The organism is Phytobacter palmae, from assembly GCF_039409775.1.
Classification (GTDB): Bacteria; Pseudomonadota; Gammaproteobacteria; order Enterobacterales; family Enterobacteriaceae; genus Phytobacter; species Phytobacter palmae.
The window spans coordinates 1-23049 of the sequence record NZ_JBCIVJ010000028.1 but is presented as its reverse complement, the minus strand read 5'-3'; the positions used below and the strand labels follow the sequence as shown (position 1 = coordinate 23049).

19 protein-coding genes are annotated in these 23049 nt (G+C 55.0%); 10 read left to right on the top strand and 9 right to left on the bottom strand.

What is annotated here, in order from left to right; translation table 11 throughout:
• The first annotated feature begins 91 nt into the window (after positions 1–91).
• The 4 genes from AAIG39_RS22730 to AAIG39_RS22715 are packed head-to-tail and all read left to right on the top strand — an operon-like array spanning position 92 to position 6707.
• On the top strand, positions 92–2224 hold the full coding sequence (locus AAIG39_RS22730; protein WP_343194779.1) for a TonB-dependent siderophore receptor: 2133 nt from the start codon (positions 92–94) through the stop codon (positions 2222–2224).
• Entirely contained in the window at positions 2170–3087 is a 918-nt protein-coding gene (locus AAIG39_RS22725) for an iron-siderophore ABC transporter substrate-binding protein (protein WP_343194778.1), read from the top strand. The genes AAIG39_RS22730 and AAIG39_RS22725 overlap by 55 nt, the downstream gene beginning before the upstream one ends.
• Positions 3080–5065: a Fe(3+)-hydroxamate ABC transporter permease FhuB gene (gene fhuB, locus AAIG39_RS22720; protein ID WP_343194777.1), complete on the top strand. Its 1986-nt coding sequence runs from the start codon at positions 3080–3082 to the stop codon at positions 5063–5065. The genes AAIG39_RS22725 and fhuB overlap by 8 nt, the downstream gene beginning before the upstream one ends.
• 31 nt (positions 5066–5096) lie before the next feature.
• Complete coding sequence (locus AAIG39_RS22715) at positions 5097–6707, top strand: cyclic peptide export ABC transporter (RefSeq protein ID WP_090080806.1); 1611 nt, start codon at positions 5097–5099, stop codon at positions 6705–6707.
• 5 nt (positions 6708–6712) lie between these two features.
• Here the strand turns inward: AAIG39_RS22715 and AAIG39_RS22710 are convergent, their stop codons facing one another.
• A complete protein-coding gene (locus tag AAIG39_RS22710) occupies positions 6713–7444 on the bottom strand; it encodes a response regulator (protein ID WP_090080803.1) in 732 nt (243 codons plus the stop codon).
• Between the two features lie 269 nt (positions 7445–7713).
• On the opposite strand from AAIG39_RS22710, the gene fdhF reads away from it, so the two are divergent.
• Entirely contained in the window at positions 7714–9861 is a 2148-nt protein-coding gene (fdhF, locus tag AAIG39_RS22705; RefSeq protein ID WP_090080800.1) for a formate dehydrogenase subunit alpha, read from the top strand.
• 76 nt (positions 9862–9937) lie between these two features.
• Here fdhF and AAIG39_RS22700 read toward each other — a convergent pair whose 3' ends face one another.
• The 3 genes from AAIG39_RS22700 to AAIG39_RS22690 all read right to left on the bottom strand — a co-directional run bounded on the left by AAIG39_RS22700 (position 9938) and on the right by AAIG39_RS22690 (position 11456).
• Entirely contained in the window at positions 9938–10438 is a 501-nt protein-coding gene (locus AAIG39_RS22700) for a hypothetical protein (protein ID WP_343194776.1), read from the bottom strand.
• Entirely contained in the window at positions 10435–10911 is a 477-nt protein-coding gene (locus tag AAIG39_RS22695; RefSeq protein ID WP_090080795.1) for a hypothetical protein, read from the bottom strand. Before AAIG39_RS22695 ends, AAIG39_RS22700 begins: the two co-directional genes overlap by 4 nt.
• Before the next feature lie 158 nt (positions 10912–11069).
• The gene (locus tag AAIG39_RS22690) at positions 11070–11456 is read right to left on the bottom strand and encodes a VOC family protein (RefSeq protein WP_343194775.1); all 387 of its coding nucleotides are present in this window, start codon (positions 11454–11456) and stop codon (positions 11070–11072) included.
• Positions 11457–11562: 106 nt separating this feature from the next.
• Here AAIG39_RS22690 and AAIG39_RS22685 point away from each other — a divergent pair, with 106 nt between their 5' ends.
• A complete protein-coding gene (locus tag AAIG39_RS22685) occupies positions 11563–12333 on the top strand; it encodes a DeoR/GlpR family DNA-binding transcription regulator (RefSeq protein WP_343194774.1) in 771 nt (256 codons plus the stop codon).
• A gap of 41 nt (positions 12334–12374) precedes the next feature.
• On the opposite strand, the gene gltP is transcribed toward AAIG39_RS22685, so the two are convergent.
• Positions 12375–13688, bottom strand: coding sequence for a glutamate/aspartate:proton symporter GltP (gene gltP / locus AAIG39_RS22680; protein WP_249569823.1), 1314 nt, complete (start codon positions 13686–13688; stop codon positions 12375–12377).
• A gap of 413 nt (positions 13689–14101) precedes the next feature.
• Here gltP and acs point away from each other — a divergent pair, with 413 nt between their 5' ends.
• The 3 genes from acs (at position 14102) to actP (ending at position 18295) form a co-directional block, all read left to right on the top strand.
• Positions 14102–16060 (top strand): acetate--CoA ligase, encoded by a 1959-nt coding sequence (acs, locus tag AAIG39_RS22675; RefSeq protein WP_343194773.1) that lies wholly within the window; start codon positions 14102–14104, stop codon positions 16058–16060.
• 274 nt (positions 16061–16334) lie between these two features.
• Positions 16335–16649, top strand: a complete 315-nt coding sequence (locus tag AAIG39_RS22670; protein WP_090080784.1) for a DUF485 domain-containing protein — start codon at positions 16335–16337, stop codon at positions 16647–16649.
• Positions 16646–18295, top strand: coding sequence for a cation/acetate symporter ActP (gene actP / locus AAIG39_RS22665; RefSeq protein ID WP_343194772.1), 1650 nt, complete (start codon positions 16646–16648; stop codon positions 18293–18295). Before AAIG39_RS22670 ends, actP begins: the two co-directional genes overlap by 4 nt.
• Positions 18296–18622: 327 nt before the next feature.
• Here actP and AAIG39_RS22660 read toward each other — a convergent pair whose 3' ends face one another.
• The 3 genes from AAIG39_RS22660 to AAIG39_RS22650 form a co-directional block, all read right to left on the bottom strand.
• Positions 18623–19018 carry a DUF4431 domain-containing protein gene (locus AAIG39_RS22660; RefSeq protein ID WP_343194771.1) on the bottom strand — a complete coding sequence of 132 codons (396 nt, stop codon included), beginning with the start codon at positions 19016–19018 and terminating at the stop codon, positions 18623–18625.
• Between the two features lie 82 nt (positions 19019–19100).
• Positions 19101–19790, bottom strand: coding sequence for an LrgB family protein (locus tag AAIG39_RS22655; RefSeq protein ID WP_343194770.1), 690 nt, complete (start codon positions 19788–19790; stop codon positions 19101–19103).
• The gene (locus AAIG39_RS22650; protein WP_090081806.1) at positions 19783–20193 is read right to left on the bottom strand and encodes a CidA/LrgA family protein; all 411 of its coding nucleotides are present in this window, start codon (positions 20191–20193) and stop codon (positions 19783–19785) included. Before AAIG39_RS22650 ends, AAIG39_RS22655 begins: the two co-directional genes overlap by 8 nt.
• A gap of 103 nt (positions 20194–20296) precedes the next feature.
• Between AAIG39_RS22650 and AAIG39_RS22645 the strand changes: the two genes are divergently transcribed.
• Positions 20297–21205, top strand: a complete 909-nt coding sequence (locus AAIG39_RS22645) for a LysR family transcriptional regulator (RefSeq protein ID WP_090080775.1) — start codon at positions 20297–20299, stop codon at positions 21203–21205.
• A 107-nt stretch (positions 21206–21312) separates the two neighbouring features.
• Here AAIG39_RS22645 and AAIG39_RS22640 read toward each other — a convergent pair whose 3' ends face one another.
• Positions 21313–22959: a Na+/H+ antiporter gene (locus AAIG39_RS22640; RefSeq protein WP_090080772.1), complete on the bottom strand. Its 1647-nt coding sequence runs from the start codon at positions 22957–22959 to the stop codon at positions 21313–21315.
• Between the last annotated feature and the right edge of the window lie 90 nt (positions 22960–23049).

Sequence of the window (23049 nt, the reverse complement as noted above, 5' to 3'; positions counted from 1 at the left end):
CAAAGCTTCGCCATTCTGCCATAAGGCCACTTCTTTTTTAAAGTTGAATAATTATCATTTCCACTGAATTCTAATAACACTCGGAAAGACCATGAAACACACACGTTGGTTGTTGAAGGATAAGCCGCTGAAAACGCTAATGTGCGTCATTATTGCGGGATACGGTGGACAGGCAGTCGCTGCGGATAACGGACAGGAAACGAAAAAAGAAGAGACGGTCATCGTCACGGCAGTCAGTACGCAGGGGAATGATGATGAAGTCACGGCAGTGGCGCATGATGCAGGCGCGGCAACCAAAAGCACGACACCGATAAGCCGGACGCCGCAAAGCGTATCGGTTATCACCCAGGCGCAGATGGCCTCGCAGGCGGTAAAAACCGTCACCCAGGCGCTGCGCTATATGGCGGGCGTTGTGGCGGAGTCCTCCGGTTCGGACAGCCGTTTTGACACCATCAACGTGCGTGGTTTCGAGGCCGACGAATATCTGGATGGTCTGCGCCTGCCGCGTAACTACTGGAGCCGTCCGGGCTGGGATCCGTACCTGCTTTCCCGCATTGAAGTGGTCAAAGGGCCAACATCAGTGCTTTATGGTCAGACAAGCCCTGGCGGGGTCGTTAACCTCGTGAGTAAAAAACCGCAGAGTCAACCTGAGGGGGAAGTTTACATCAGCGGCGGTAATTACAATCAGTTTGGCACCGGTTTCGATGTCACCGGCCCGCTGACTGATGACAAAACGCTGTTGGGGCGTATTGGCGGCACTTACTTTAAGACTCAGACGCAGGTCGATAATACCCGCTATGAACACTACGACATTGCCCCTTCCCTGACCTGGCAGCCGGATGATAAAACCCATCTGACGGTGCTTGCGCAACTACGTAAAGACCCGGACACCGGTTTCTTTAACCTGCTCCCGACTTCCGGCACATTAACGACTAACCCGAACGGTAAAATCCCGACCAGCTTCTACGGTGGCCAGCCGGACGTCGATAAATACGAACGTAAACAGGCAAGCATCGGTTATCAGTTCGATCACCAGTTCAACGATAACGTCACTGTGCGCCAGAATGTGCGCTATATCAGCGCCAGTTCGTTGTACAACATGGTTTATCCCTGGGGTACGGTCAGCAATGCGCCGGAAGTGCACCGTTTGAGTATGCACAACCGCGAAACCATGACCAATCTTGCGCTGGATAATCAGGCACAGTTCAGGCTGAGCACCGGGCCTGTCGCGCATACGCTACTGACCGGCGTGGATTACAACCACACTTCCCAACGCTCCCGTTCCGGTTCTGGGGTGGCGAGTGACCTGAACTATCTCGAACCGGACTACAGCACCCCGGTCACGCTGCCGGACTTCACCTCTTCCAGCAAATCAACGGTCGATCAGACCGGTGTCTATTTGCAGGATCAGGCGGAATGGAACAACTGGCTGTTGAGCCTTGGCGGGCGCTATGACTATGCGAAAAGTGATGCGCACAATCTGGTGAACAACACCCGCTCCGGCACCGACGACCACGCTAAAACCGGGCGCGCCGGGCTGCTGTACCACTTTGATAACGGTCTGGCCCCCTACATCAGCTACTCCACCTCGTTTATGCCCACCAGCGGCACAACCTATGCGGGCAACGCCTTTAAACCGACCAAAGGTAAACAGAGCGAAGTGGGGCTGAAATACGATCCGGTGGGCCTGGATGCGCTGTTCACGCTGGCGCTGTATGACCTGAAACAGACCAATGTCGCCACCGCCGACCCGGATCATGCTAATTACAGCGTGCAAACCGGTGAGATCCGCTCACGCGGTATTGAAGTGGAAGGCAAAATTAATATTACGCCGGAGTGGTTAGTGCTGAGCTCTTACGCCCTGACCTCCCCGGAAGTGACCGAGGCGAACGACGCCACGAAAGGGAAAAAACCGATTGGGATTTCCCGTAATACGGCCCGTCTGTGGAGTGAATACGCCTTCCGGGGTGGGGTGCTGGATGGCTTCTCGGTTGGTGGCGGCGCGCGTTATATCGGCACCAGCTACGCCAACACCACCAACACGATGAAAGTCCCGGCGGTCACCATTTACGATGCGCGTCTGGCTTACCAGTGGCATCAATGGGGCGTCGCGCTGAATGCGGCTAACCTGGGGAATAAAACCTATCTGGCGACCTGTCAGAACACCGGATGCTGGTATGGAACCAGGCGCCAGTATGTCGCGACGCTGAACTATCAATGGTAAACGGCATGCTCTCACGCCGTCGTTTATTACAGGGATTACTGGCGGTGCCGTTTATCGGCATCGCCAGTGCTGCGGTACCGCGACGCGTGGCAATTCTTGACTGGGGGCTGGCAGAACTGGCGCTGGCGCTCGGCGTCACGCCAGTTGCCGTTTCCGCGCCAGACTGGTATCGCAAGCTTATCAATATGCCTGCGATGTCCACTGACGTGGTGGACATCGGGCTGCTTTTCCAGCCCAACCTGGAAGCGCTGTACGCCCTGCGTCCGGATACTATTCTCGTCACGCCGCAGCATGCCCTGCTTAAGCCGATCCTTGAACGTATTGCTCCTGTGGTAACGCTGCCGGTTAACGGGCTGGCGGGCTATACGGCGGCGACAAAACAGATGGCAGCCTTATTCGATCGTAAGCCGCAGGCCGATGCGCTCATCCAGCACCTGCAACAGCAAATGGCGCAGACCCGCGATATTGCGGTGAGTATTTCATGTCCGCTGTTTCTGGCCTTTACGGTCAATTCACTGCATGTTCGCCTGCTCGGCGAAGGCTGCGTACCGGGGGATGTGCTGGCCGGATGTGGCATCAGGAACGCCTGGCGCGAGCCATTTCCTCCCGGCGGTGAATCACTGGTCGAACTCACGCAAATTGCCCAAACCGATGCCCGTCTGTTGCTTCTTACCGCAGATGACGACGAACGCCGTGCCGCGCAGTCCTGGCAGACCAGTCCGCTCTGGCAACGTCTGCCGCTCACCTCGGGCAACCGCCTGCGGCTGGCGCCGACGCATTTCAGCTCTGCGGGCGCGCTGGTCACCGCCAGCCGCTTTGCGGCCATGCTCGGGGTACTGTTAACAGGATGGGACCATGATTAAAACCCTCACCTCCCGTCGCGGCTGGTTGCTGATCCTGCTGCTCTGGAGCGCTGCCACTGGCCTTGCGCTACAAAATATTCTCCAGCAGGGCGGCTTCGGGGAATTGTTCACTCCCGACACCCACGCCATACCCGCTATTTTGCTGCAGACCCTTTGGGCGCCACGCCAGTGTATGGCGCTCCTTGCCGGAGCAACGCTGGGTGTCTGCGGCTGGTTGATGCAGCGGGTGCTACGCAATCCGCTCGCTGAACCCACCACCCTCGGCATGACCTCCGGCGCAACGTTGGCAATGGGGCTGGCATCGCTCTGGTTCCCTGCCTCATTGCTGACCTTTCGTACCGGCATTGTCATCCTCGGTGAAGTGGGCGCGCTGGCCTGCGTGTTGTTACTGGCGTGGCGTCAGCGGCTGTCGCCACTGGTGATGATCCAGGCAGGGATGATGATCAACCTGTGGTGTGGCGCGGTCACCATGCTGATTGCGGTAGTGAATGACCGCTTCTTGCTGGCGGCGATGATGTGGACCGGCGGCTCGTTGGCTCAGGAAGGCTGGCAATCTTTTTTCCATCTTCTCCCCTGGCTCGGCGGCGGGCTGCTGGCGCTGCTACTGATGTCGCGGCAGCTCGAACTGCTGCAACTGCCGGAAACCATGGTCAGTAGCCTCGGCGCCTCCCCTTTTCGTATTCGTGCCGTCGTCATGTCTCTGGCATTGCTGATGAGCGCGATGGTGATCAATGCGGTCGGTGTTATCAGTTTCGTCGGGCTTGCCGCACCGCATCTGGCCAGGCTTTGCGGCGCGCGCACATCGCGAGAGACCCTGTGGCAAACCGCACTCATCGGCGCAGGCCTGCTGTGGTTTACCGATCTGTGCGCTTCACGCATCGCCATTTTTAACGGCCAGCTTCTGCCTGCCGGGATGCTCACCGCCCTGACCGGCGGGCCGTTGCTGATCCTGCTCGCCCGGCGTGCCCGGACGCATATGATTGACACCGCCCCGCTCCCCATCGCGACCCCATCGGTTTTCACCGGGCGCCGTGCGTTTGGCTGGGCGTTGGTGGCGCTGATTATCGCTACGGTGGTTTCGCTGTTTTTCGGGCGCAGCCTGGATAGCTGGCATCTGGCCACGCCGCAAGAACTGGATGTGCTGCTGCCGCTGCGCCTGCCCAGACTGCTGGCCGCTATCTGCGCCGGCGCGCTACTGGCGGGCGCAGGCGTGCTGATGCAGCGCGTGAGCGGCAATCCTCTCGCCAGCCCCGAAGTCCTGGGGATCGGCGGCGGCGCGGTGCTCGGCATTACCGTAGTGGTTGTCCTCTTTCCCACCAGTGGCAACGGCATGTTGCTGCTCAGCAGTACGCTGGGGGCACTGATAAGTCTGGGTATAACCCTGCGGAACAGTCAGCAAAGCGCCTTTAACCCCCAGCGCGTTCTGTTAAATGGCCTGGCGCTCAATGCCCTGTGCCAGGCGGTGGTCAATGTGATCATGCTGCATCACCTGGAAACCAGCGCCAAATTACTACCGCTGATGAGCGGTACTACTTATTACGTCAGTGCCCCCATTGCCGGGGTGTTGCTGGTTGTCACCCTGATGCTACTGGCGATTGCCCCTCTTTTGCGCCGCTGGCTGGTGCTGTTACCCATGGGCGGCGTGGCGGCTTCATTAGGCCTTGGTGTTCCCAAAGCGCGTATCGCGGTGCTGTCGCTGGCGGCGCTGATGACCGGCTTTGCCACGCTGTTAGTCGGGCCGGTGTCGTTCGTGGGCCTGCTGGGGCCACATCTGGCCCGGCGGCTGGGGGTGAAAGATCCGTTGGCCCAGCTTTTTACTGCCGCGCTGCTCTCCGCACTGGTAATGGTGACGGCAGACTGGCTGGGGCGTAACGCGCTCTACCCCCGACAGCTCCCGGTAGGGCTGCTGGCGTCGCTTATCGGCGTGCCGTTATTAATCTGGCCGCTGTTACGCAACCGGGATTCCGGGTCGCATTGATAGGTTGTGAGCAAAAAATAAGGAAGAGACCATGTCGGTATTTTTAACGCTATTTCGTCTGGTGGGCGGCTGGCTGTTACTGGCCGTCGTCACCGGGCTGGTCAGCGGGTTTAGCAATGCGTCATTACTGGCGATGATCAACCACAGTCTGAGCCTCTCCGGGACGCAGGCGTGGCTTAACGCCGGCGCGCACTTTTCGCTGCTGGCGCTGTTGATGTTGACTACGCGTATTGTCTCCCAGACCACATTTATGTCTTTGGGGCAGAAGGTGAAAGCGCGTCTGCGCAACGAGCTTATCCAGCGCATCAGCAAGACCCCCTGGCTGAAAATGGAAAAGACCGGTATGGCGCGCACCCTGTCGGTCTTTACTCAGGATCTGGACACGCTGGTGGTGTTCTTTGTCAGCCTGCCAAATCTGTTTATTTATGGGGCGATGATTGCAGGCTGCCTGATTTATCTCGCCATGCTGTCGATGACGGTTTTCGCCCTGGCGCTGGCGGCGATTATCCTTGGTAGCGTGGGATATCAGGTAGCTCATGGCCGGGCGCTGGGCCTTTTGCGCCGTTCGCGCCAGCGTGAAGATACCCTGATGCAACAGTGCAAGACCCTGTTTGACGGCGGGCGGGAGTACCGTCTTAACGCCCGGCGCCTGCGCCAGTTTGTTGATGGCGAACTGGCGGACAATATTGAGGCCGTGCGCAAAGAGCGGACTCACGGCTATGTGTTGTATGGGCTGGCGACAAACTGGGGTAGCGTGCTGTTTTTTTCGTTTATCGGCATCGTCATCTATGCGCTGCGCGGGCCGCTGACGCTGGAATCCACCGTTATCACCGGTTACACCATGGTTTTTTTGTATATGATTGTCCCGGTCGAAGGCGTGCTCTCCGCCCTGCCCGCTATCGCCAGTGCACGCATCGCCCTGCAGCGGGTCCGGCAGTTGAGTGACGAATTAGAACCGGAGGCGCCACAGCGCATCGAGAAAGCGGGTGTATTCAGTAGCCTGTCGTTAACAGAGGTGTGTTATCAATACGAAGGCAGCGACGGCGAGCGCTTTACGCTTGGCCCGCTTAGCCTGCATTTTCAGCCCGGCGAACTGGTCTTCCTGGTCGGGGGTAATGGCAGCGGCAAAACCACGTTCGCTAACCTGCTGGTTGGGCTTTATCCACCGGACAGCGGCGAGATTAGCCTTAACGGTGAGCGCATCGGTCCGGACAGACAAGCACTGTATCGCCAGCAGTTCTCGGTGGTCTTTAGCGACTTTTTCCTCTTCGGCGATGTGGCGTTCGCCAATGCCCGCACACCGGAAGAAGTGGACAGATTGCTGCATCTGCTGCGGCTGAACCACAAAGTCAGCTTCCGCGACGGGCGCTTTTCCACAACTTCACTCTCCCAGGGGCAGCGTAAGCGGCTGGCGCTGCTACAAGCCTGGATTGAGCAGCGTCCCTTTTACGTCTTTGATGAATGGGCTGCGGATCAGGACCCTGAATTTAAAGAGGTGTTTTACCGTGAACTGTTGCCTGCGCTGAAAGCGGAGGGGAAAACCATTCTGGCCATTACCCATGATGACCGCTATTTTCACCTGGCCGATCGCATCATTAAGCTGGAAGAAGGGCGGCAGGTTCCCGTACACCAGGCGGCATAGCACCGCTACGCCGCCTGCTCGCTGTGAACGACATCTGCGGCAAAAACATAGCCCAGTCCGCGTATCGTTTTGATTAATGCGGGTTGATGCGGATTGGTCTCAATCTTACGGCGCAGGCGCATAATCAATACATCAATAGTACGGTCAAATACTTCTATGCTTTCACTGTGGGTCAACTCCAGCAGTTGTTCCCGGCTCAGTACCCGCCGCGCGTTTTGTACCAGCGCCAGTAACAGGCTGTATTCCCCCTGGGTTAAATCGACGGTTTGCTGACGGGGGTCGCTAAGCTGACAGCGTGCGGGATCAAGATGCCAGCCATTGAAAGCATAACCGGCCATTTTCACCGTCTGCACATCTGCCGCCAGCGCGCCCGTGCGGCGCATCACTGCTTTTACCCGCGCCACCAGCACACGTGGGGTAAAGGGTTTGCCAATATAGTCATCGGCCCCCATTTCCAGCCCCACCACGACATCCGATTCGCTGCCCAGCCCCGTTAGCATAATCACCGGCAGCTCAGGACGCTGTTTCTGCAGTTGTGTCAGCACCATCAGGCCGTTGATGTCCGGCAGGACCATATCGAGTAACACCAGCGCAATCTCAGGATGTCGCGCCGCAGCGGCGATCGCATCCAGCCCGTTATGACACACATGTACCGTAAAGACATGTTCGCTCAACACATCCCTGAGCAGCTCGCAGACCGCCACATCGTCATCCACTACCAGAATCGCAGGTTTCATTGTCCGCATCCGTCAGGAAAAGTGACTCGTTGCTTTATTTTATTTGGCGGAACCATAAAGGCAGTGAATTAATGCTGTTTTTATAATCGCGGTCACATCCCCTCGTCTTCGACACGTCAAATTTGACGATGGCCTGCCCTTCGTCAGTATTTTGACCAATATTCAGACGTAAAATCAGGCAATACCCACAAAAGAAGCATGGCATAAAAGATGCATAATGGGTCGAGTGAGCGCGCAAAGCGCGATCTTTCTTAACTGGAGCGATAGCGATGAAAAAAGTCGTCACGGTTTGTCCGTATTGCGCCTCAGGTTGCAAAATTAACCTGGTGGTGGATAACGGAAAAATCGTTCGGGCGGAGGCTGCGCAAGGAAAGACCAACCAGGGTACCCTGTGTCTGAAAGGCTACTATGGCTGGGATTTTATTAACGATACACAAATCCTTACGCCTCGTCTGAAAACCCCAATGATCCGTCGCCAGCGTGGCGGCAAACTGGAAGCCGTCTCCTGGGATGAAGCCCTGGATTACGTTGCCACTCGCCTGAGCGCCATTAAAGAGAAGTATGGCCCGGATGCGATTCAGACAACCGGTTCGTCCCGTGGTACGGGGAACGAAACCAACTACATAATGCAAAAATTTGCGCGCGCCGTTATTGGTACCAATAACGTGGACTGCTGCGCACGCGTCTGACACGGCCCATCGGTTGCAGGTCTGCACCAGTCGGTCGGCAATGGCGCAATGAGTAATGCCATTAACGAAATCGATAACACGGATCTCGTGTTTATCTTTGGCTATAACCCGGCGGATTCGCACCCTATCGTGGCTAACCACGTGATTCGGGCGAAACAGAACGGAGCCAAAATCATCGTCTGCGATCCGCGTAAAATCGAAACCGCGCGTATTGCTGATATGCACGTTGCCCTGAAAAACGGCTCGAATATCGCGCTGTTAAATGCATTCGGGCATGTGATTATTGAAGAAAACCTGTATGACCAGGCGTTTGTGGCCTCGCGTACCCAGGGTTTTGAAGAGTACAAAAAAATCGTCGAAGGCTATACGCCGGAGTCGGTAGAAGATATCACTGGCGTTTGCGCGGCGGATATCCGTAAAGCTGCCCGCATGTATGCCGGTGCGAAAAACGCCACAATCCTGTGGGGCATGGGCGTAACCCAGTTCTATCAGGGCGTGGAGACGGTACGTTCACTGACCAGTCTCGCCATGCTGACGGGCAATTTGGGCAAACCGCATGTTGGGGTGAACCCGGTACGCGGGCAGAACAACGTCCAGGGCGCCTGCGATATGGGTGCGTTGCCGGATACCTTCCCCGGCTACCAGTTCGTCAAAGAACAGGCTCACCGCGATAAATTCGCCAAAGCCTGGGGCGTCGCCGACCTGCCTGCGCATACCGGCTATCGCATCAGCGAGCTGCCGCACCGCGCGGCGCATGGTGAAGTACGCGCCGCTTACATCATGGGGGAAGATCCGCTGCAGACCGATGCAGAGCTCTCCGCCGTGCGTAAAGCGTTTGAGGATCTTGAGTTAGTCATCGTACAGGATATCTTTATGACCAAAACCGCCTCGGCGGCGGACGTCATATTGCCATCCACCTCCTGGGGTGAGCATGAAGGCGTGTACACGGCGGCTGACCGTGGCTTCCAGCGTTTCTTTAAAGCGGTGGAACCGAAGTGGGATCTGAAAACGGACTGGCAGATTATCAGTGAGATAGCCACCCGCATGGGCTATCCGATGCATTACAACAACACGCAGGAAATCTGGGACGAGTTGCGTCATCTCTGCCCGGATTTCTACGGCGCCACCTACGAGAAAATGGGTGAGCTGGGCTACATTCAGTGGCCGTGTCGTGATCCGTCGGATGCCGATCAGGGGACATCGTATCTCTTTAAAGAGAAGTTCGACACCGATACCGGGCTTGCGAAATTCTTCACCTGCGACTGGGTCGCGCCAATCGACAAACTCAACGACGAGTTCCCGATGGTGCTTTCCACCGTGCGTGAAGTGGGTCACTACTCTTGCCGTTCAATGACCGGCAATTGTGCGGCGCTGTCGGCGCTGGCGGATGAACCCGGCTATGCGCAAATCAACACCGCCGATGCCGCGCGCCTCGGTATTGAAGATGAAGCGCTGGTATGGGTGAACTCGCGTAAAGGCCGGATTATCACCCGTGCGCAGGTCAGTGATCGCCCGAATAAAGGCGCGGTGTACATGACCTACCAGTGGTGGATTGGAGCCTGTAACGAGCTGGTGACGGAGAACCTGAGTCCGATTACCAAAACGCCAGAGTACAAGTACTGCGCGGTAAATGTTGAACGTATTCCCGACCAGCGTGCTGCCGAGCAGTATGTTATTGACGAATACAACAAACTGAAATCGCGTCTGCGCGAAAGCGCACTCGGCTAATATTGGCGCAAAAAAACGGGGTGTGATTATCACACCCCGTTTTATCTTTGTTATTTATTACATAACCATTATTTAATTATGGTTTTAAATTGAGCAGCGCTGAAATAACCGGCAAAATATTCTCTTCAAACGCGACGCGTTCAGGTTCGTGCTTTTCACTTAAGAAATCATCAGAAATGGGAATATCGCCACCGCCATGCTCACTCTTGCGGCTCAGGGCATAGTGAAATGTTCTCATCTCTCCCACGCGCGAAATGCTATAGATCTCAGTAAAGCGGCCAAGATGTTTTTCCGGGAGAAATGGGGCTTTCTTCGTTATTCGCCCGGTCGCGACATCAAAAATGAGTACTTCTGCATTTTTAAGGGTGTAGATAAGCCCGTAGCCGGTCAGAACAGCGCCGAAAAGCAGAAACACGATGACCGATTGTAATGTTCTGCCATGCATGTACGCCCAAATAAGAGTGCCGACCAGCAGGGCAATTCCGGCAATAACAAATACCAGTGCGCTGCCAACTTTCCACGGGCGATATACCAGACGCCGGTCATTTAATTCCACCGGCAAAGAGGCTGGCATCATGCATCTCCTCGCTGGCGGATGCCAAGAAAGTTTTCCGTCTCTTCCATCATGGCCTGCGGCGCTTTCTGACCGGGACCAAACTGCCTAATTGGCATTTTTGAGGTTTTCCCGTCAACGTTAAAGACCACATTCACAATGCTGTTACGAATAAGACCGAAAAAGCGGGACTGACGAATCAGCTCAAGGCCGGCGAAATTATCCAGCGACTGGTTGTACGTCGTTTTACCACCGCCATTCTGGATATAAAAAATGCGTTTATCTAAATCGAATACCATCTTGATACGCAGTGTTGCCAGCATCACCCCGGCAATGGCAAATAAAACTAGCGCGACAATAATACCGCGCAGTGATGATTCATGTTGGAAATAAGCATAAACACCCATAGCAGCAAACGCGATCGCCAGGGCTATTTTCAATCCCTTTTGATTTTTAACAATATAGCGATTGCCTTCGTGTAGATAAAAGTCTGACATTCCTGAACTCTCCTTATCATCAGGGTAACGTTTAACGCGTGCTAATATCCGCGACAGAAGTATTATGGCTACAATTATTTAATCTGCTATAAAAAAATCGCCCCGCAATTTAGGGGGCGAAAGTCAGTATGCCTATATTACATGGCATTGCAGGGGTATTACCCGGCGACCAGTTCAATGCGATTGCCGTCCGGGTCAGCCATCACCGCTTCGTAAAAGCCATCGCCGGTCCATCTTGCCGGGCTTAGCAAACGCCCGTGAGCCTGCGCTTTTTGCGCCATCTCATCCACATCTTTAACGCTGCCGACAGTCATCGCAATATGGGCCCAGCCGACAAACTCCGGGTTAGCAGGCGCATCATCAAGCTCAGGCAAGGCCATCAGTTCTATGGTCGGTCCCTCACTCAGGGATATAAAGTGCGAGGCGAATCCGGGACGGTTTTTACTGAGATAGCGTTCATTGCTCTGCCCGCCGAACACTTCCTGCCAGAAAGCGACCTGCGCATCGAGGTTGCGTGTCCAGAGAGCGACATGTGCAATTTTCATCTTTTATCTCCAAAGTGGGTTATGCCCGGTTGCAGCGTTGACAAGGCGGTTAACAATGCCGGATTATGCTCATTATTGCTCGATGATATTTGAATAAAGAGGCTTTATGCTCGATTATGCAGCTTTTCCGCAACAGCGACAAGCACGTATTCGCCAGCTTTTGCAGGAAAACGGACGCGTTGTCTGTGCAGAACTGGCCAGCCAGATGAAGGTGTCTGAACATACTATTCGCAGAGATTTACAAGAACTTAGTAATTCCGGTGTGTGCAAAAAAGTCTACGGCGGCGCGGTACTACAGTTGCCGGAAGCCGGGAATTTTCACAGTCGGAAAGGGAAAAACAGTTCAGAAAAGGACAAGATCGCGCAGCAATGCGCAGCGCTGGTAAAGCCAGACACCTGTATTTTTATTGATGCCGGCACCACCAATCTGGCCATCGCCAGAGCGCTGCCTGCCGATATCCGCATCACAGCGGTGACAAACTCGCCTGAAATCGCCGTAGAACTCATGACACGCTCCCACAGCGAAGTGATCCTCCTTGGTGGGCAGATTCATCAGGCTACAGGAGGGTGCGTCGGCAGCGGCGCCGTTGCGCAGATTCAGGAGATGTTATTCGATCAGGTGTTTATTGGCGGCTGCGCCATGGATCCGGACGTTGGGCTGACGGGGTTTGATTTCGCCGACTGCGAATTTAAAAAAGCGGTGCTGAAACAGAGTAACCAGACAATAGTCGCCCTGACGGCAGATAAACTGCCCGCTGTGGCGCGCTACGTAGTAGCACGGACTCAGGCCCTTGACGTGATAATCGTTGAGGCGAAGATCAGCGATGCATTACGTAGCGTATTAAAGGAACACCACGTTACGGTCATCACTGCCTGAAACAAAAAGCGCCGCCTTCCGGAAGGAAAGCGGCGTGACGATTACAGATCGGCCGTTTTGTCGAACTTCCCGAGCATTTCACGCTCGTAAGCGACAGCTTTTTTGCGGTCGAACTTATGCTCCCACTTGGCGATAACCAGCACCGCCAGCGCATTACCCACAACGTTCAGGGCGGTACGCGCCATATCAAGGATACGGTCAACACCGGCAATAAAGGCCAGACCTTCCAGCGGAATCCCCACACTGCCCAGCGTTGCCAGCAACACCACGAACGAAACCCCCGGCACGCCGGCAATGCCTTTCGAGGTGACCATCAGCGTCAGCACCAGAATGATCTCCTGGCCCAGCGACAGCTCGATACCGTAAAGCTGCGCAATAAAGATGGCCGCAATACTCTGGTACAGCGTAGAGCCGTCAAGGTTAAAGGAGTAACCGGTCGGCACCACGAAGCTGGTGATTGACGCTGGCGCGCCATAGGCTTCCATCTTCTCGATGATACGCGGCAGCACGCTTTCTGAACTTGCGGTGGAATAGGCCAGGATCAGCTCATCTTTCAGAATACGGATTAGCGTCCAGATGCTGAGTTTGCACATCCTTGCCACGCACCCCAGCACCACCAGCGCAAAGAACACCACCGCAAAATAGACCAGCACCACCAGTTTCGCCAGCGGCCACAGGGAAGCAAAACCGAAGTTCGCGACCGTCACGGAGATCAGCGCAAAGACGCCGACCGGTGCGTAACGCATCACCATATGGGTCACTTTGAACATGGTTTCAGAAATAGAACGGAATACCGTAACCAGCGGTTCGCGGTGCGTTGCAGGCAGTGAAGAAAGCCCCAGACCAAACAGTACCGAGAAGAAAATAATCGGCAGCATTTCGCCCTTCGCCATCGATGACACGATGTTCGTCGGCACCAGAGACAGAATCGTATTCATCAAGCCATGCGCGTGGCTTTGTACTTCTGCCGTGGTGTTCTGATATTTCGAAATATCCACCGCCGCGAGTTGCGACATATCAATGCCCGCCCCCGGCTGGAAGACATTCGCCAGCGTAATGCCCAGCACAATGGCCACCGTGGTGATCACTTCGAAATAAATAATGGTCTTGGCACCAATACGCCCTAATTGTTTCGCATCACCAACACCGGCAATACCTACCACCAGCGTGGAGATAACAATCGGCACAACAATCATTTTGATCAAATGAATAAAGATATCGCCTGCCGGAGACAGGAGATTCGCAATCAGCCATTCGCGGCTGTCGCTGTGATAATGCAAGTAACTGCCCAGAAGAATACCCAGCACAAGGGCCAGCAAAATCTGCCAGGCCAGGCTGACTTTAAAACTTTTCATAACTCGAGACATCCTCAATGAAGCGACCTTCCCGGTGGGGAACGACTCATACGGAAAGGGTATGGTTAGCGTCACACGCTCTTGCGGGGTTTTTTAACGCGCATTATCAGTACCATTTGCAGGGTGTAGGGCGCAACCCTTTACCAGAAGGGGGATTGACTGAATTTATGCATAAAAACGCTTTTTTATGCCATTTATCATACATAACCATTTGTTATGAAAAAACTTTTTTTCAGCCATTTTTTGATAATTAATCCCGGCAATTATTTTGCTTCAAAGAATCATTTGTTCAGTTTTCATACTGTTCAATCAATGCGTGATCTATAGCGCAAATAATAAACAAACCAGGCAAAGCCCCTATAATTAACGTTTATTTGACATATTATTAACATCCTACAAGGAGAGCAAATGCCATGAGCCAAATCCATAAACACGATATTCCCGCAAATATTGCGGAACGTTGCCTGATTAATCCGGAGCAGTACGAGGCTAAATATCAGCAATCCATTACCGACCCGGATACCTTCTGGGGCGAACAAGGCAAAATCCTTGACTGGATTAAACCCTATCAGAAAGTGAAAAACACCTCCTTTGCTCCGGGTAATGTCTCCATTAAATGGTACGAAGACGGTACGCTGAACCTCGCGGCCAACTGTCTTGACCGCCATCTTGCCGAACGTGGCGACCAGACGGCCATCATCTGGGAAGGCGACGACGCCAGCCAGAGTAAACAGATTACCTACCGCCAGTTGCATGCGGACGTCTGCCGCTTTGCCAACGTCCTGACAGATCTGGGTATTAAAAAAGGCGACGTGGTAGCTATCTATATGCCCATGGTACCGGAAGCCGCGGTCGCGATGCTGGCCTGTGCGCGGATCGGGGCAGTCCACTCGGTAATTTTCGGTGGCTTCTCGCCGGAAGCCGTTGCCGGACGCATTGTTGATTCCAGCTCCCGTCTGGTGATCACCGCCGATGAAGGGGTGCGTGCCGGGCGTAGCATCCCACTGAAAAAGAACGTCGATGACGCGCTGAAAAACCCGAATGTAAAAACCGTTGAGCATGTCGTGGTACTTAAACGTACCGGCGGCAACATCGACTGGCATGAGGGCCGCGACCTGTGGTGGGATGCTCTCACCGCCAATGCCAGTGCGGAACACCAGCCTGTTGAAGTCAATGCCGAAGACCCGCTGTTTATCCTCTATACCTCCGGTTCCACAGGCAAACCCAAAGGCGTACTGCACACCACCGGCGGCTACCTGGTTTACGCAGCCACTACCTTTAAATATGTTTTCGATTATCACGACGGTGACGTCTACTGGTGTACCGCCGATGTCGGTTGGGTCACCGGCCACAGCTACCTGCTGTACGGACCACTGGCCTGCGGCGCGATCACCCTGATGTTCGAAGGGGTGCCGAACTGGCCAACGCCCGCACGTATGAGCCAGGTCGTCGACAAACACAAGGTCAATATTCTCTATACCGCGCCAACGGCCATCCGTGCGCTGATGGCGGAAGGTGACAAAGCGATTGACGGTACAGATCGCTCTTCGCTGCGGATTCTTGGCTCCGTGGGCGAGCCCATCAACCCGGAAGCCTGGGAGTGGTACTGGAAGAAGATCGGCAACGAGAAGTGTCCGGTCATGGACACCTGGTGGCAGACCGAGACCGGGGGCTTTATGATCACCCCGCTACCGGGTGCGATACAGCTTAAAGCAGGCTCCGCGACCCGTCCGTTCTTTGGCGTACAGCCTGCGCTGGTGGATAACGAAGGTCATCCGCAGGAAGGGGCCACTGAGGGTAACCTGGTGATCACCGACTCCTGGCCGGGCCAGGCGCGTACTCTGTTTGGCGACCACGAACGTTTCGAGCAGACCTACTTCTCCACTTTCAAGAACATGTACTTTAGTGGCGACGGCGCGCGCCGCGATGAAGATGGCTATTACTGGATAACTGGTCGCGTGGACGACGTGCTTAACGTTTCCGGCCACCGTCTGGGGACCGCAGAGATTGAATCGGCGCTGGTATCCCACCCGAAAATCGCCGAAGCCGCGGTGGTGGGCATCCCACATAACATTAAAGGTCAGGCCATCTACGCTTACGTCACCCTGAACTATGGCGAAGAGCCGACCCCTGCGCTCTATACCGAGGTGCGTAACTGGGTGCGTAAAGAGATTGGCCCGCTGGCTACGCCGGATGTCCTTCACTGGACCGACTCTCTGCCAAAAACCCGCTCCGGCAAAATCATGCGCCGCATTCTGCGCAAAATTGCCGCCGGGGATACCAGCAATTTCGGCGATACCTCGACCCTCGCGGATCCAGGCGTCGTAGAGAAACTGCTCGAAGAGAAGCAGGCTATCACCATGCCATCGTAACAACTACCCTCACCCTGCCCCTCTCCCTGAAAGGGAGAGGGAATAATAAAAACCCTCCCCAAAGGATTTCGCGTTACAGGAAGGCGGCCAACGCGCACAACCCCAGGAGCACAGGAAACTATGTGACTGGGGCGACAAATCTGTCCGGAACAGATTTGAACGTTACTTGTAACTGCCCCGTCAGGGGCGAGGCTCAGGGATGGGCTGAGTAACAAGTGCGGCCAACGAACCTGTGGCGTGAAAGACGAAGGGGATACCTCTGGAGAGTTCTGTGATGAATGACACCATTTATCAACGGATAGAAAACAATGCGCATTACAGGGAGCTCGTCGAAAAGCGGCAACGGTTTGCCTTCATTCTTTCCATCATCATGCTGATTATCTATGTCGGTTTTATCCTGCTGATCGCGTTTGCGCCGGGCTGGCTCGGTACGCCGATCTCCGCAGGCAGTAGCGTCACCCGAGGTATTCCAATCGGTATTGGTGTGATTGTGGTTTCGTTTGTACTGACCGGCGTATACGTCTGGCGGGCAAATGGTGAGTTTGATCGTCTGACAAAAACCGTTCTGCAAGAGGTAAAAGCATCATGAAGCGTGTTCTGACGGCGCTCGCCGCCACACTGCCTTTTACGGCCAATGCCGCCGATGCCATTACCGGCGCGGTCCAACGCCAGCCAACCAACTGGCAGGCGATCATCATGTTCCTGATATTCGTGGCACTGACGCTCTATATTACTTACTGGGCGTCAAAACGCGTACGCTCGCGCAACGATTACTATACGGCAGGTGGCAATATTACAGGTTTCCAGAATGGCCTGGCGATTGCCGGTGACTTTATGTCAGCCGCATCGTTCCTCGGCATCTCTGCACTGGTCTATACCTCCGGCTACGACGGACTGATTTACTCGCTGGGCTTCCTCGTCGGCTGGCCAATTATTCTGTTCCTGATTGCCGAACGCCTGCGTAACCTGGGGCGCTATACCTTTGCCGACGTTGCCTCATATCGCCTCAAGCAAGGGCCGATTCGTACCCTCTCCGCCTGCGGTTCGCTGGTGGTGGTAGCCCTGTATCTCATCGCGCAGATGGTCGGCGCCGGTAAACTTATCGAACTGTTGTTTGGCCTCAACTACCACGTTGCGGTAGTCCTGGTCGGCGTGCTGATGGTGATGTATGTCCTGTTTGGCGGCATGCTCGCCACCACCTGGGTACAGATCATCAAAGCCGTATTGCTGCTGTTTGGCGCAAGCTTTATGGCCTTTATGGTGATGAAACACGTCGGTTTTAGCTTCAATAGCCTGTTTAGTGAAGCGATGGCGGTTCACACGAAGGGAGAAGCCATTATGCGTCCGGGCGGTCTGGTTAAAGATCCGATCTCCGCACTGTCACTGGGCCTGGGGCTGATGTTTGGTACAGCAGGCTTGCCGCATATCCTGATGCGTTTCTTTACTGTGTCAGATGCGCGCGAAGCCCGTAAGAGCGTGTTCTACGCCACGGGTTTTATGGGGTATTTCTATATCCTGACCTTTATCATTGGCTTTGGCGCTATCATGCTGGTCGGGGCAAACCCGGCATTTAAAGATGCGGCGGGCGCGCTGATTGGCGGCAATAACATGGCGGCGGTGCATCTGGCGGATGCGGTCGGCGGCAACCTGTTCCTCGGCTTTATCTCTGCCGTGGCCTTCGCCACCATTCTGGCGGTGGTCGCCGGGCTGACGCTTGCGGGCGCCTCGGCGGTGTCTCACGATCTGTATGCAAACGTCATTCGTAAAGATGCCACCGAACGTCAGGAGCTGAAAGTGTCGAAAATCACCGTGCTGGTGCTCGGTGTGGTCGCCATTCTGCTGGGGATTCTCTTTGAAAAACAGAATATTGCCTTTATGGTGGGACTGGCGTTCTCCATCGCGGCGAGCTGTAACTTCCCTATCATTCTGCTCTCCATGTACTGGTCAAAACTGACCACCCGAGGCGCAATGATTGGCGGCTGGCTGGGTCTGCTGACGGCGGTGATTTTGATGATCCTCGGCCCGACCATTTGGGTACAAATTCTCGGACACGCGCAGGCTATTTTCCCGTATGAATACCCGGCGCTGTTCTCTATTGCCGTCGCCTTTATCGGTATCTGGATCTTCTCAATTACCGACAACACGCAAGAAGGCATTCGTGAGCGCGAACAGTTCCGTGCGCAGTTCATCCGTTCACAAACGGGTATCGGCATCGCCCAGGGCCGTGCGCACTAAACCCCTTTGCCCCGGTCACCCATGACCGGGGCAACATCACACTTTTTCCGGCGCCGCTCAGATGGGGTAATTCCGTTAATAACGGCGTCAGCATTAGCGAATTGAAATGGTTTCAGAAATCCGGCGCGCTTTTTTCATCAAGAGCAAACTGCGGAAATATACGCTTAAGACTATCGCCAGCGGGTCGGCTTCGATTCGTCGTCAGGAATGAAATCGCAGGAATTGCCCTCTAAGGGGAAGACAAACCCGGTTTTCACTGCCACCACGTTTTTCTCACGTAGCGCCTGCTGGAACTGCTGAAACTGAATGAGCGCATCTCGCTTTTGTTCAGGGCGTAACGTGTTTGACGCCATCCACAATAAGCAACACGGGGGTATAGTGGCGGCCAGCCTGTGCGTACATCGTTTTCCCGGTCACGATAACCTCTTTGCCCAGACGGGGTGCCAGGTCGGCATAACCGATTTTCGCCTTGTCTATCAACACCAACTGTACAAGCGGAACGTTTTCGCTCTCACCATTCACATCGCATTCAAACGGCTGATCCAACTGCAGATAATCGTAAGTAACGGCTTCGTCGCCCTCTTTAATACTTTCGTAATTCGGCGCTCCGGGCCGGGTCTGCTGTATTAATGTCCCTTGTAAGGCCACCTGTTGGTTTTCATCGGGGCAATACGCCAGGACGGACTGGCTGAGCAGAAGGGCTGATAACCACAGTAATTTCACGCTGAGTATCCTTTCACGGGTGAGGTGAGTGAATCATCAGTGTAAGGAGTAGCAAAAAGAAATAACATCTCAGGCAAAAAAATCAAAACAGCACTATCGCCACCAGCGGTGCGGCTAATACCGTCACCACACCGGAGAGCATCATCACCAGACTGGCAACCACCCCCTCCTGTTGGCCAAGCTCATAGGAGCGTGCCGTTCCCGCTCCGTGAGACGCCGCGCCAAACCCTGCGCCTTTTGCCATCCCTTCGCGAATAGAGAGACGCAAAAAGAGCACATCGCCCACCGCCATACCAAATACTCCGGTAATCACCACAAACAACGCGACCAGGTCCGGCTGCCCGCCTAACGGCCCTGCCGCCGCCAGCGCAAACGGCGTCGTCACCGAACGCACCGCCAGACTGCGCTGAATTTCATCCGGCAGAGTAAATAAACGCGCCAGCCAGACCGAGCTGGTTACCGCGACCAGCGTAGCGGTGATAACGCCAGCAGAAAGCGACATCCAGTGGCGACGAATGACAGCGAGATTGTCATAGACCGGTACGGCAAATGCGATAGTCGCCGGGCCTAACAGCCAAAGCAGCCAGTGAGATTCACCGATATAACGCTGCCAGGAGATATGCCCGAACACCAGGATCAGTACCAACACTATCGGGGTGAAGACTAACGGCATTAACGGGAGCTTATGAAATCGGCGATACAGACGTTTATTGAGAAAATAGATAACCAGCGTCATGACAAGACAGAGCACACTCAGGGCGAAATCACTCATGATTCAGCCTGCTGATTTCGAAGCGATAAACCTTATCAACCACCCAGGCCGTGGCCCCCAGCACCATCAAGGTACTCAGGGCAATGACGGCAAAGATACGCCAGCCTTCCACCATCAAAAGCTGTGCGTAATTCACCACAGCCACAACGGCAGGCACAAAGAACAGCAGCATTTCGGCAAGCAGCCAGCGCGCGCCGGCTCTCACCCAGCTAAGGGGAACCACCCGACATAAAATCAGCGCCAGCATCAGGATCATGCCAACCAGGTTAGCGGGAAGGGGAAGATGCAGCCACTGCACCAGATATTGCGCCACGATAAACAGCCCGGCATAGAGAACAACCTGAACCGGAACCTGCAGTCGACGCACAATGGCAGGCGTAATACGACCTAACGCCATATCCATAGATAATTCTCGCGGAAATGAGACAGAGAGCACAGTATAGGGAGCCGCTACGCCATACTGAAATGAATTAAACTCATCGCAGGCATAGTTTAAAGGAATAATTATGGACATCAGAACGCTGCGCTATTTTGTGGAAGTCGTGCGTCAGCAAAGTTTCACTCGCGCAGCGGAACGGTTGTTCGTCACTCAGCCGACGATCAGTAAGATGCTGAAAAACCTCGAAGATGAGTTGAACTGTACGCTACTGATTCGCGACGGGCGCAAATTACTCCTCACCGATACCGGGCGTGTGGTGTTCGAACGCGGGCTGGCTATCCTTGCCGAGTTTCGCCAGCTTGAGGCGGAGCTTGATGATATCAACCACTTAAATAAAGGCCTGCTGCGCCTCGGGATCCCGCCGATGGTCGGAATGCTGATGGCCGGGCCGATAGGCCTGTTTCGCCAGCGCTATCCCGGCGTCGAGCTGAAAATCTCCGAGTTTGGCGGCCTGACTGTCCAGCAGGCGGTCATTAACGGCGAACTGGACCTGGCGATGACCGCCCTGCCCGTCGAGGAGGATAGCGGTCTTTCCACACTACCGCTATTCAGCCATCCCCTCTGTGTGCTGGTGCCGCGCTCCGGCGACTGGCTGAACGCCCATTCGATAACCCCTGAACAGTTGGCCGGGCACCCGTTGCTCATCTATAACGAAGATTTCGCCCTCAGCCGCCAGCTTATGCAGCTTTTTAACGAGCATGGGGTGAAACCACGGATCGCCGTACGCAGCGGGCAGTGGGATTTCCTGGCCGCGATGGTACAGGCAGGGGTGGGGATTGCGATTTTGCCAGAGCCTATTTGCCAGCGGCTGGATAAACAGACGCTGCGTTGGGTCCCGCTGGAGAGCGATTTACGCTGGCATCTTGGGATGATTTGGCGTGAAGGCAGCTATTTATCCCGCAGTGCACAGGCCTGGCTGCAGTGTTGTGAAGGGTTCTGGGTGAATCCGGATACAGCGCGCGGTGAAGGAAAGTGATGGCAGTCGCGGATGCGGCGTAACCGCCTTAAGCGGCTACATTTTCAAAATATGCACGATAACGATCCCCTCTCCCCTGCGGGGAGAGGGATTAAGGTAAGGAGAACTTACTTCTTCTCGATCAACAGCGCTTCCAGCAAATCGAGATCGTGTAGCATCTTCTGTAATGTCTCATTGCTGATTTGCCGTGTTGCGCGCAGGTGGTAAAGCTCCGCACGCTCCGAACGCAGGGCCGCCAGACGGAAACGACGTTCAAGATTCTCTTCCAGCAGCGAACTTTCCGCATTATTGCGCCCATCTGCCCGACGACGCAGATTACCAATCACCCTGGAGCTCACTTCCGTGAGCAATTGGTTATCAATGTTCTCTTCCGCATCGGCCGCCAGACGCTCTTCCATTTTCTGAATCGCGACAATCGCCACCTCAGCAATCATCGCTCGCGCAAGACGCTCTTCTTTATGCTGCTGCGAGTGATCGCGCACTTCAATATGCTGCAACAGAGAAGGCAGCGCCACAACGCCTACAAACAGCGAAAACAGAATGACTCCGGCGGCGAGGAACACCAGTTCATAACGGGCCGGAAAACCACTGCCATCGGGTAAAAACAGCGGGATAGACAGCACACCAGCCAGAGTAATTGCGCCGCGCACGCCCGCGAAAGAGGCAATCAACAGCTCCCGTGTACTCCAGGAACCGAACTCCATCGGCTTTTTGTGTAAAAAGCGCAGACTGAACCTTTTCATCGTCCACAGCCAGCCAAAACGCACCAGCATTAGCGCGCCGTAAATCAGCACGATGTCGGTAAACAGCATCCAGGTTTCCACGTTCGGATCGGCTTCTGCGGCTGCCAGAGAAGATTCAAGAATCCCCGGCAACTGCAGACCTAACAACAGGAACACCATGCCGTTAAAGACAAACTCCAGCATCGCCCAGGTACTGTTGGCACGCAGGCGCATAGCGAGCGGCGCAGTGCGCATCACGCCGGAGCGGGTGATTGTCATACCGGCGGCCACCGCGGCGAGGATACCGGAAAAACCAATATGTTCTGCAATCAGATAGGAGGCGAACGGCAGCAGGAACAGCAGAACGATTTGTGTGGCGGGCTCATCACCCCCCCAGCGGCTGAGAAAGCGCAGCGAGCGGCCATACAGCCAGCTCACCACGAACCCGGCGAGAATGCCGCCAAGTGCCACTTTGACGAACTCCAGCGTCGCTCCACCGATGGTGAACACCATCGTACCCATCGCAACCGACACGGCGAATTTCAGCGAGACCAGGCCGGATGCGTCGTTCATCAACGCTTCACCCTGCAAAATCCCCATGATCTTCTTCGGGATGCGCCCTTCCCCGACAATGCCAGACAGCGCCACCGCATCGGTGGGCGACAGCACCGCCGCCAGGGCAAAAGCCGGAACCAGGGGAATACCCGGCACCAGCCAGTAAATCAGAAAACCTATCCCAACGACGGTGACTACGACCAGCGCCAGCGCCAGTCCTAAAATTTCCCGGCCATGTTCAAGGAATTCGCGCGTGGGCGTTTTCCAGCCATCGGCAAACAGCAATGGCGGAATAAACAGGACGAGGAACAGCTCCGGATCGAACTCCACATGCAGCCCAAACGTAGGGAAAGCCAGTAGCGCACCAATGGCGATTTGCATAAGCGGGAGGGGGATTTGAAATGGCATTACACGTGTGACTACGCCCGAGAGCGAAACCACTAAGGTCATGATGAGAATGGTAAAAAAGATTTCCATGCGTTCCCTGTTTGCGATGTTTTTATTTAAGCGTCATGCCTTGATGATAGAACATTCAGCTTAACGCAAAGGAAACAGGATGTGCGCAAA

What these genes read in the sequence shown, in the direction of transcription:
- AAIG39_RS22645 (WP_090080775.1), top strand. Translation starts at nt 20,297, where the DNA reads ATGGACATCAGAACGCTGCGCTATTTTGTGGAAGTCGTGCGTCAGCAA.
- AAIG39_RS22730 (WP_343194779.1), top strand. Translation starts at nt 92, where the DNA reads ATGAAACACACACGTTGGTTGTTGAAGGATAAGCCGCTGAAAACGCTA.
- acs (WP_343194773.1), top strand. Translation starts at nt 14,102, where the DNA reads ATGAGCCAAATCCATAAACACGATATTCCCGCAAATATTGCGGAACGT.
- AAIG39_RS22655 (WP_343194770.1), bottom strand. Translation starts at nt 19,790, where the DNA reads ATGAGTGATTTCGCCCTGAGTGTGCTCTGTCTTGTCATGACGCTGGTT.
- AAIG39_RS22650 (WP_090081806.1), bottom strand. Translation starts at nt 20,193, where the DNA reads ATGGATATGGCGTTAGGTCGTATTACGCCTGCCATTGTGCGTCGACTG.
- AAIG39_RS22670 (WP_090080784.1), top strand. Translation starts at nt 16,335, where the DNA reads ATGAATGACACCATTTATCAACGGATAGAAAACAATGCGCATTACAGG.
- AAIG39_RS22710 (WP_090080803.1), bottom strand. Translation starts at nt 7,444, where the DNA reads ATGAAACCTGCGATTCTGGTAGTGGATGACGATGTGGCGGTCTGCGAG.
- gltP (WP_249569823.1), bottom strand. Translation starts at nt 13,688, where the DNA reads ATGAAAAGTTTTAAAGTCAGCCTGGCCTGGCAGATTTTGCTGGCCCTT.
- AAIG39_RS22715 (WP_090080806.1), top strand. Translation starts at nt 5,097, where the DNA reads ATGTCGGTATTTTTAACGCTATTTCGTCTGGTGGGCGGCTGGCTGTTA.
- AAIG39_RS22725 (WP_343194778.1), top strand. Translation starts at nt 2,170, where the DNA reads ATGCTGGTATGGAACCAGGCGCCAGTATGTCGCGACGCTGAACTATCA.
- AAIG39_RS22695 (WP_090080795.1), bottom strand. Translation starts at nt 10,911, where the DNA reads ATGTCAGACTTTTATCTACACGAAGGCAATCGCTATATTGTTAAAAAT.
- AAIG39_RS22685 (WP_343194774.1), top strand. Translation starts at nt 11,563, where the DNA reads ATGCTCGATTATGCAGCTTTTCCGCAACAGCGACAAGCACGTATTCGC.
- AAIG39_RS22640 (WP_090080772.1), bottom strand. Translation starts at nt 22,959, where the DNA reads ATGGAAATCTTTTTTACCATTCTCATCATGACCTTAGTGGTTTCGCTC.
- fhuB (WP_343194777.1), top strand. Translation starts at nt 3,080, where the DNA reads ATGATTAAAACCCTCACCTCCCGTCGCGGCTGGTTGCTGATCCTGCTG.
- AAIG39_RS22690 (WP_343194775.1), bottom strand. Translation starts at nt 11,456, where the DNA reads ATGAAAATTGCACATGTCGCTCTCTGGACACGCAACCTCGATGCGCAG.
- actP (WP_343194772.1), top strand. Translation starts at nt 16,646, where the DNA reads ATGAAGCGTGTTCTGACGGCGCTCGCCGCCACACTGCCTTTTACGGCC.
- AAIG39_RS22700 (WP_343194776.1), bottom strand. Translation starts at nt 10,438, where the DNA reads ATGATGCCAGCCTCTTTGCCGGTGGAATTAAATGACCGGCGTCTGGTA.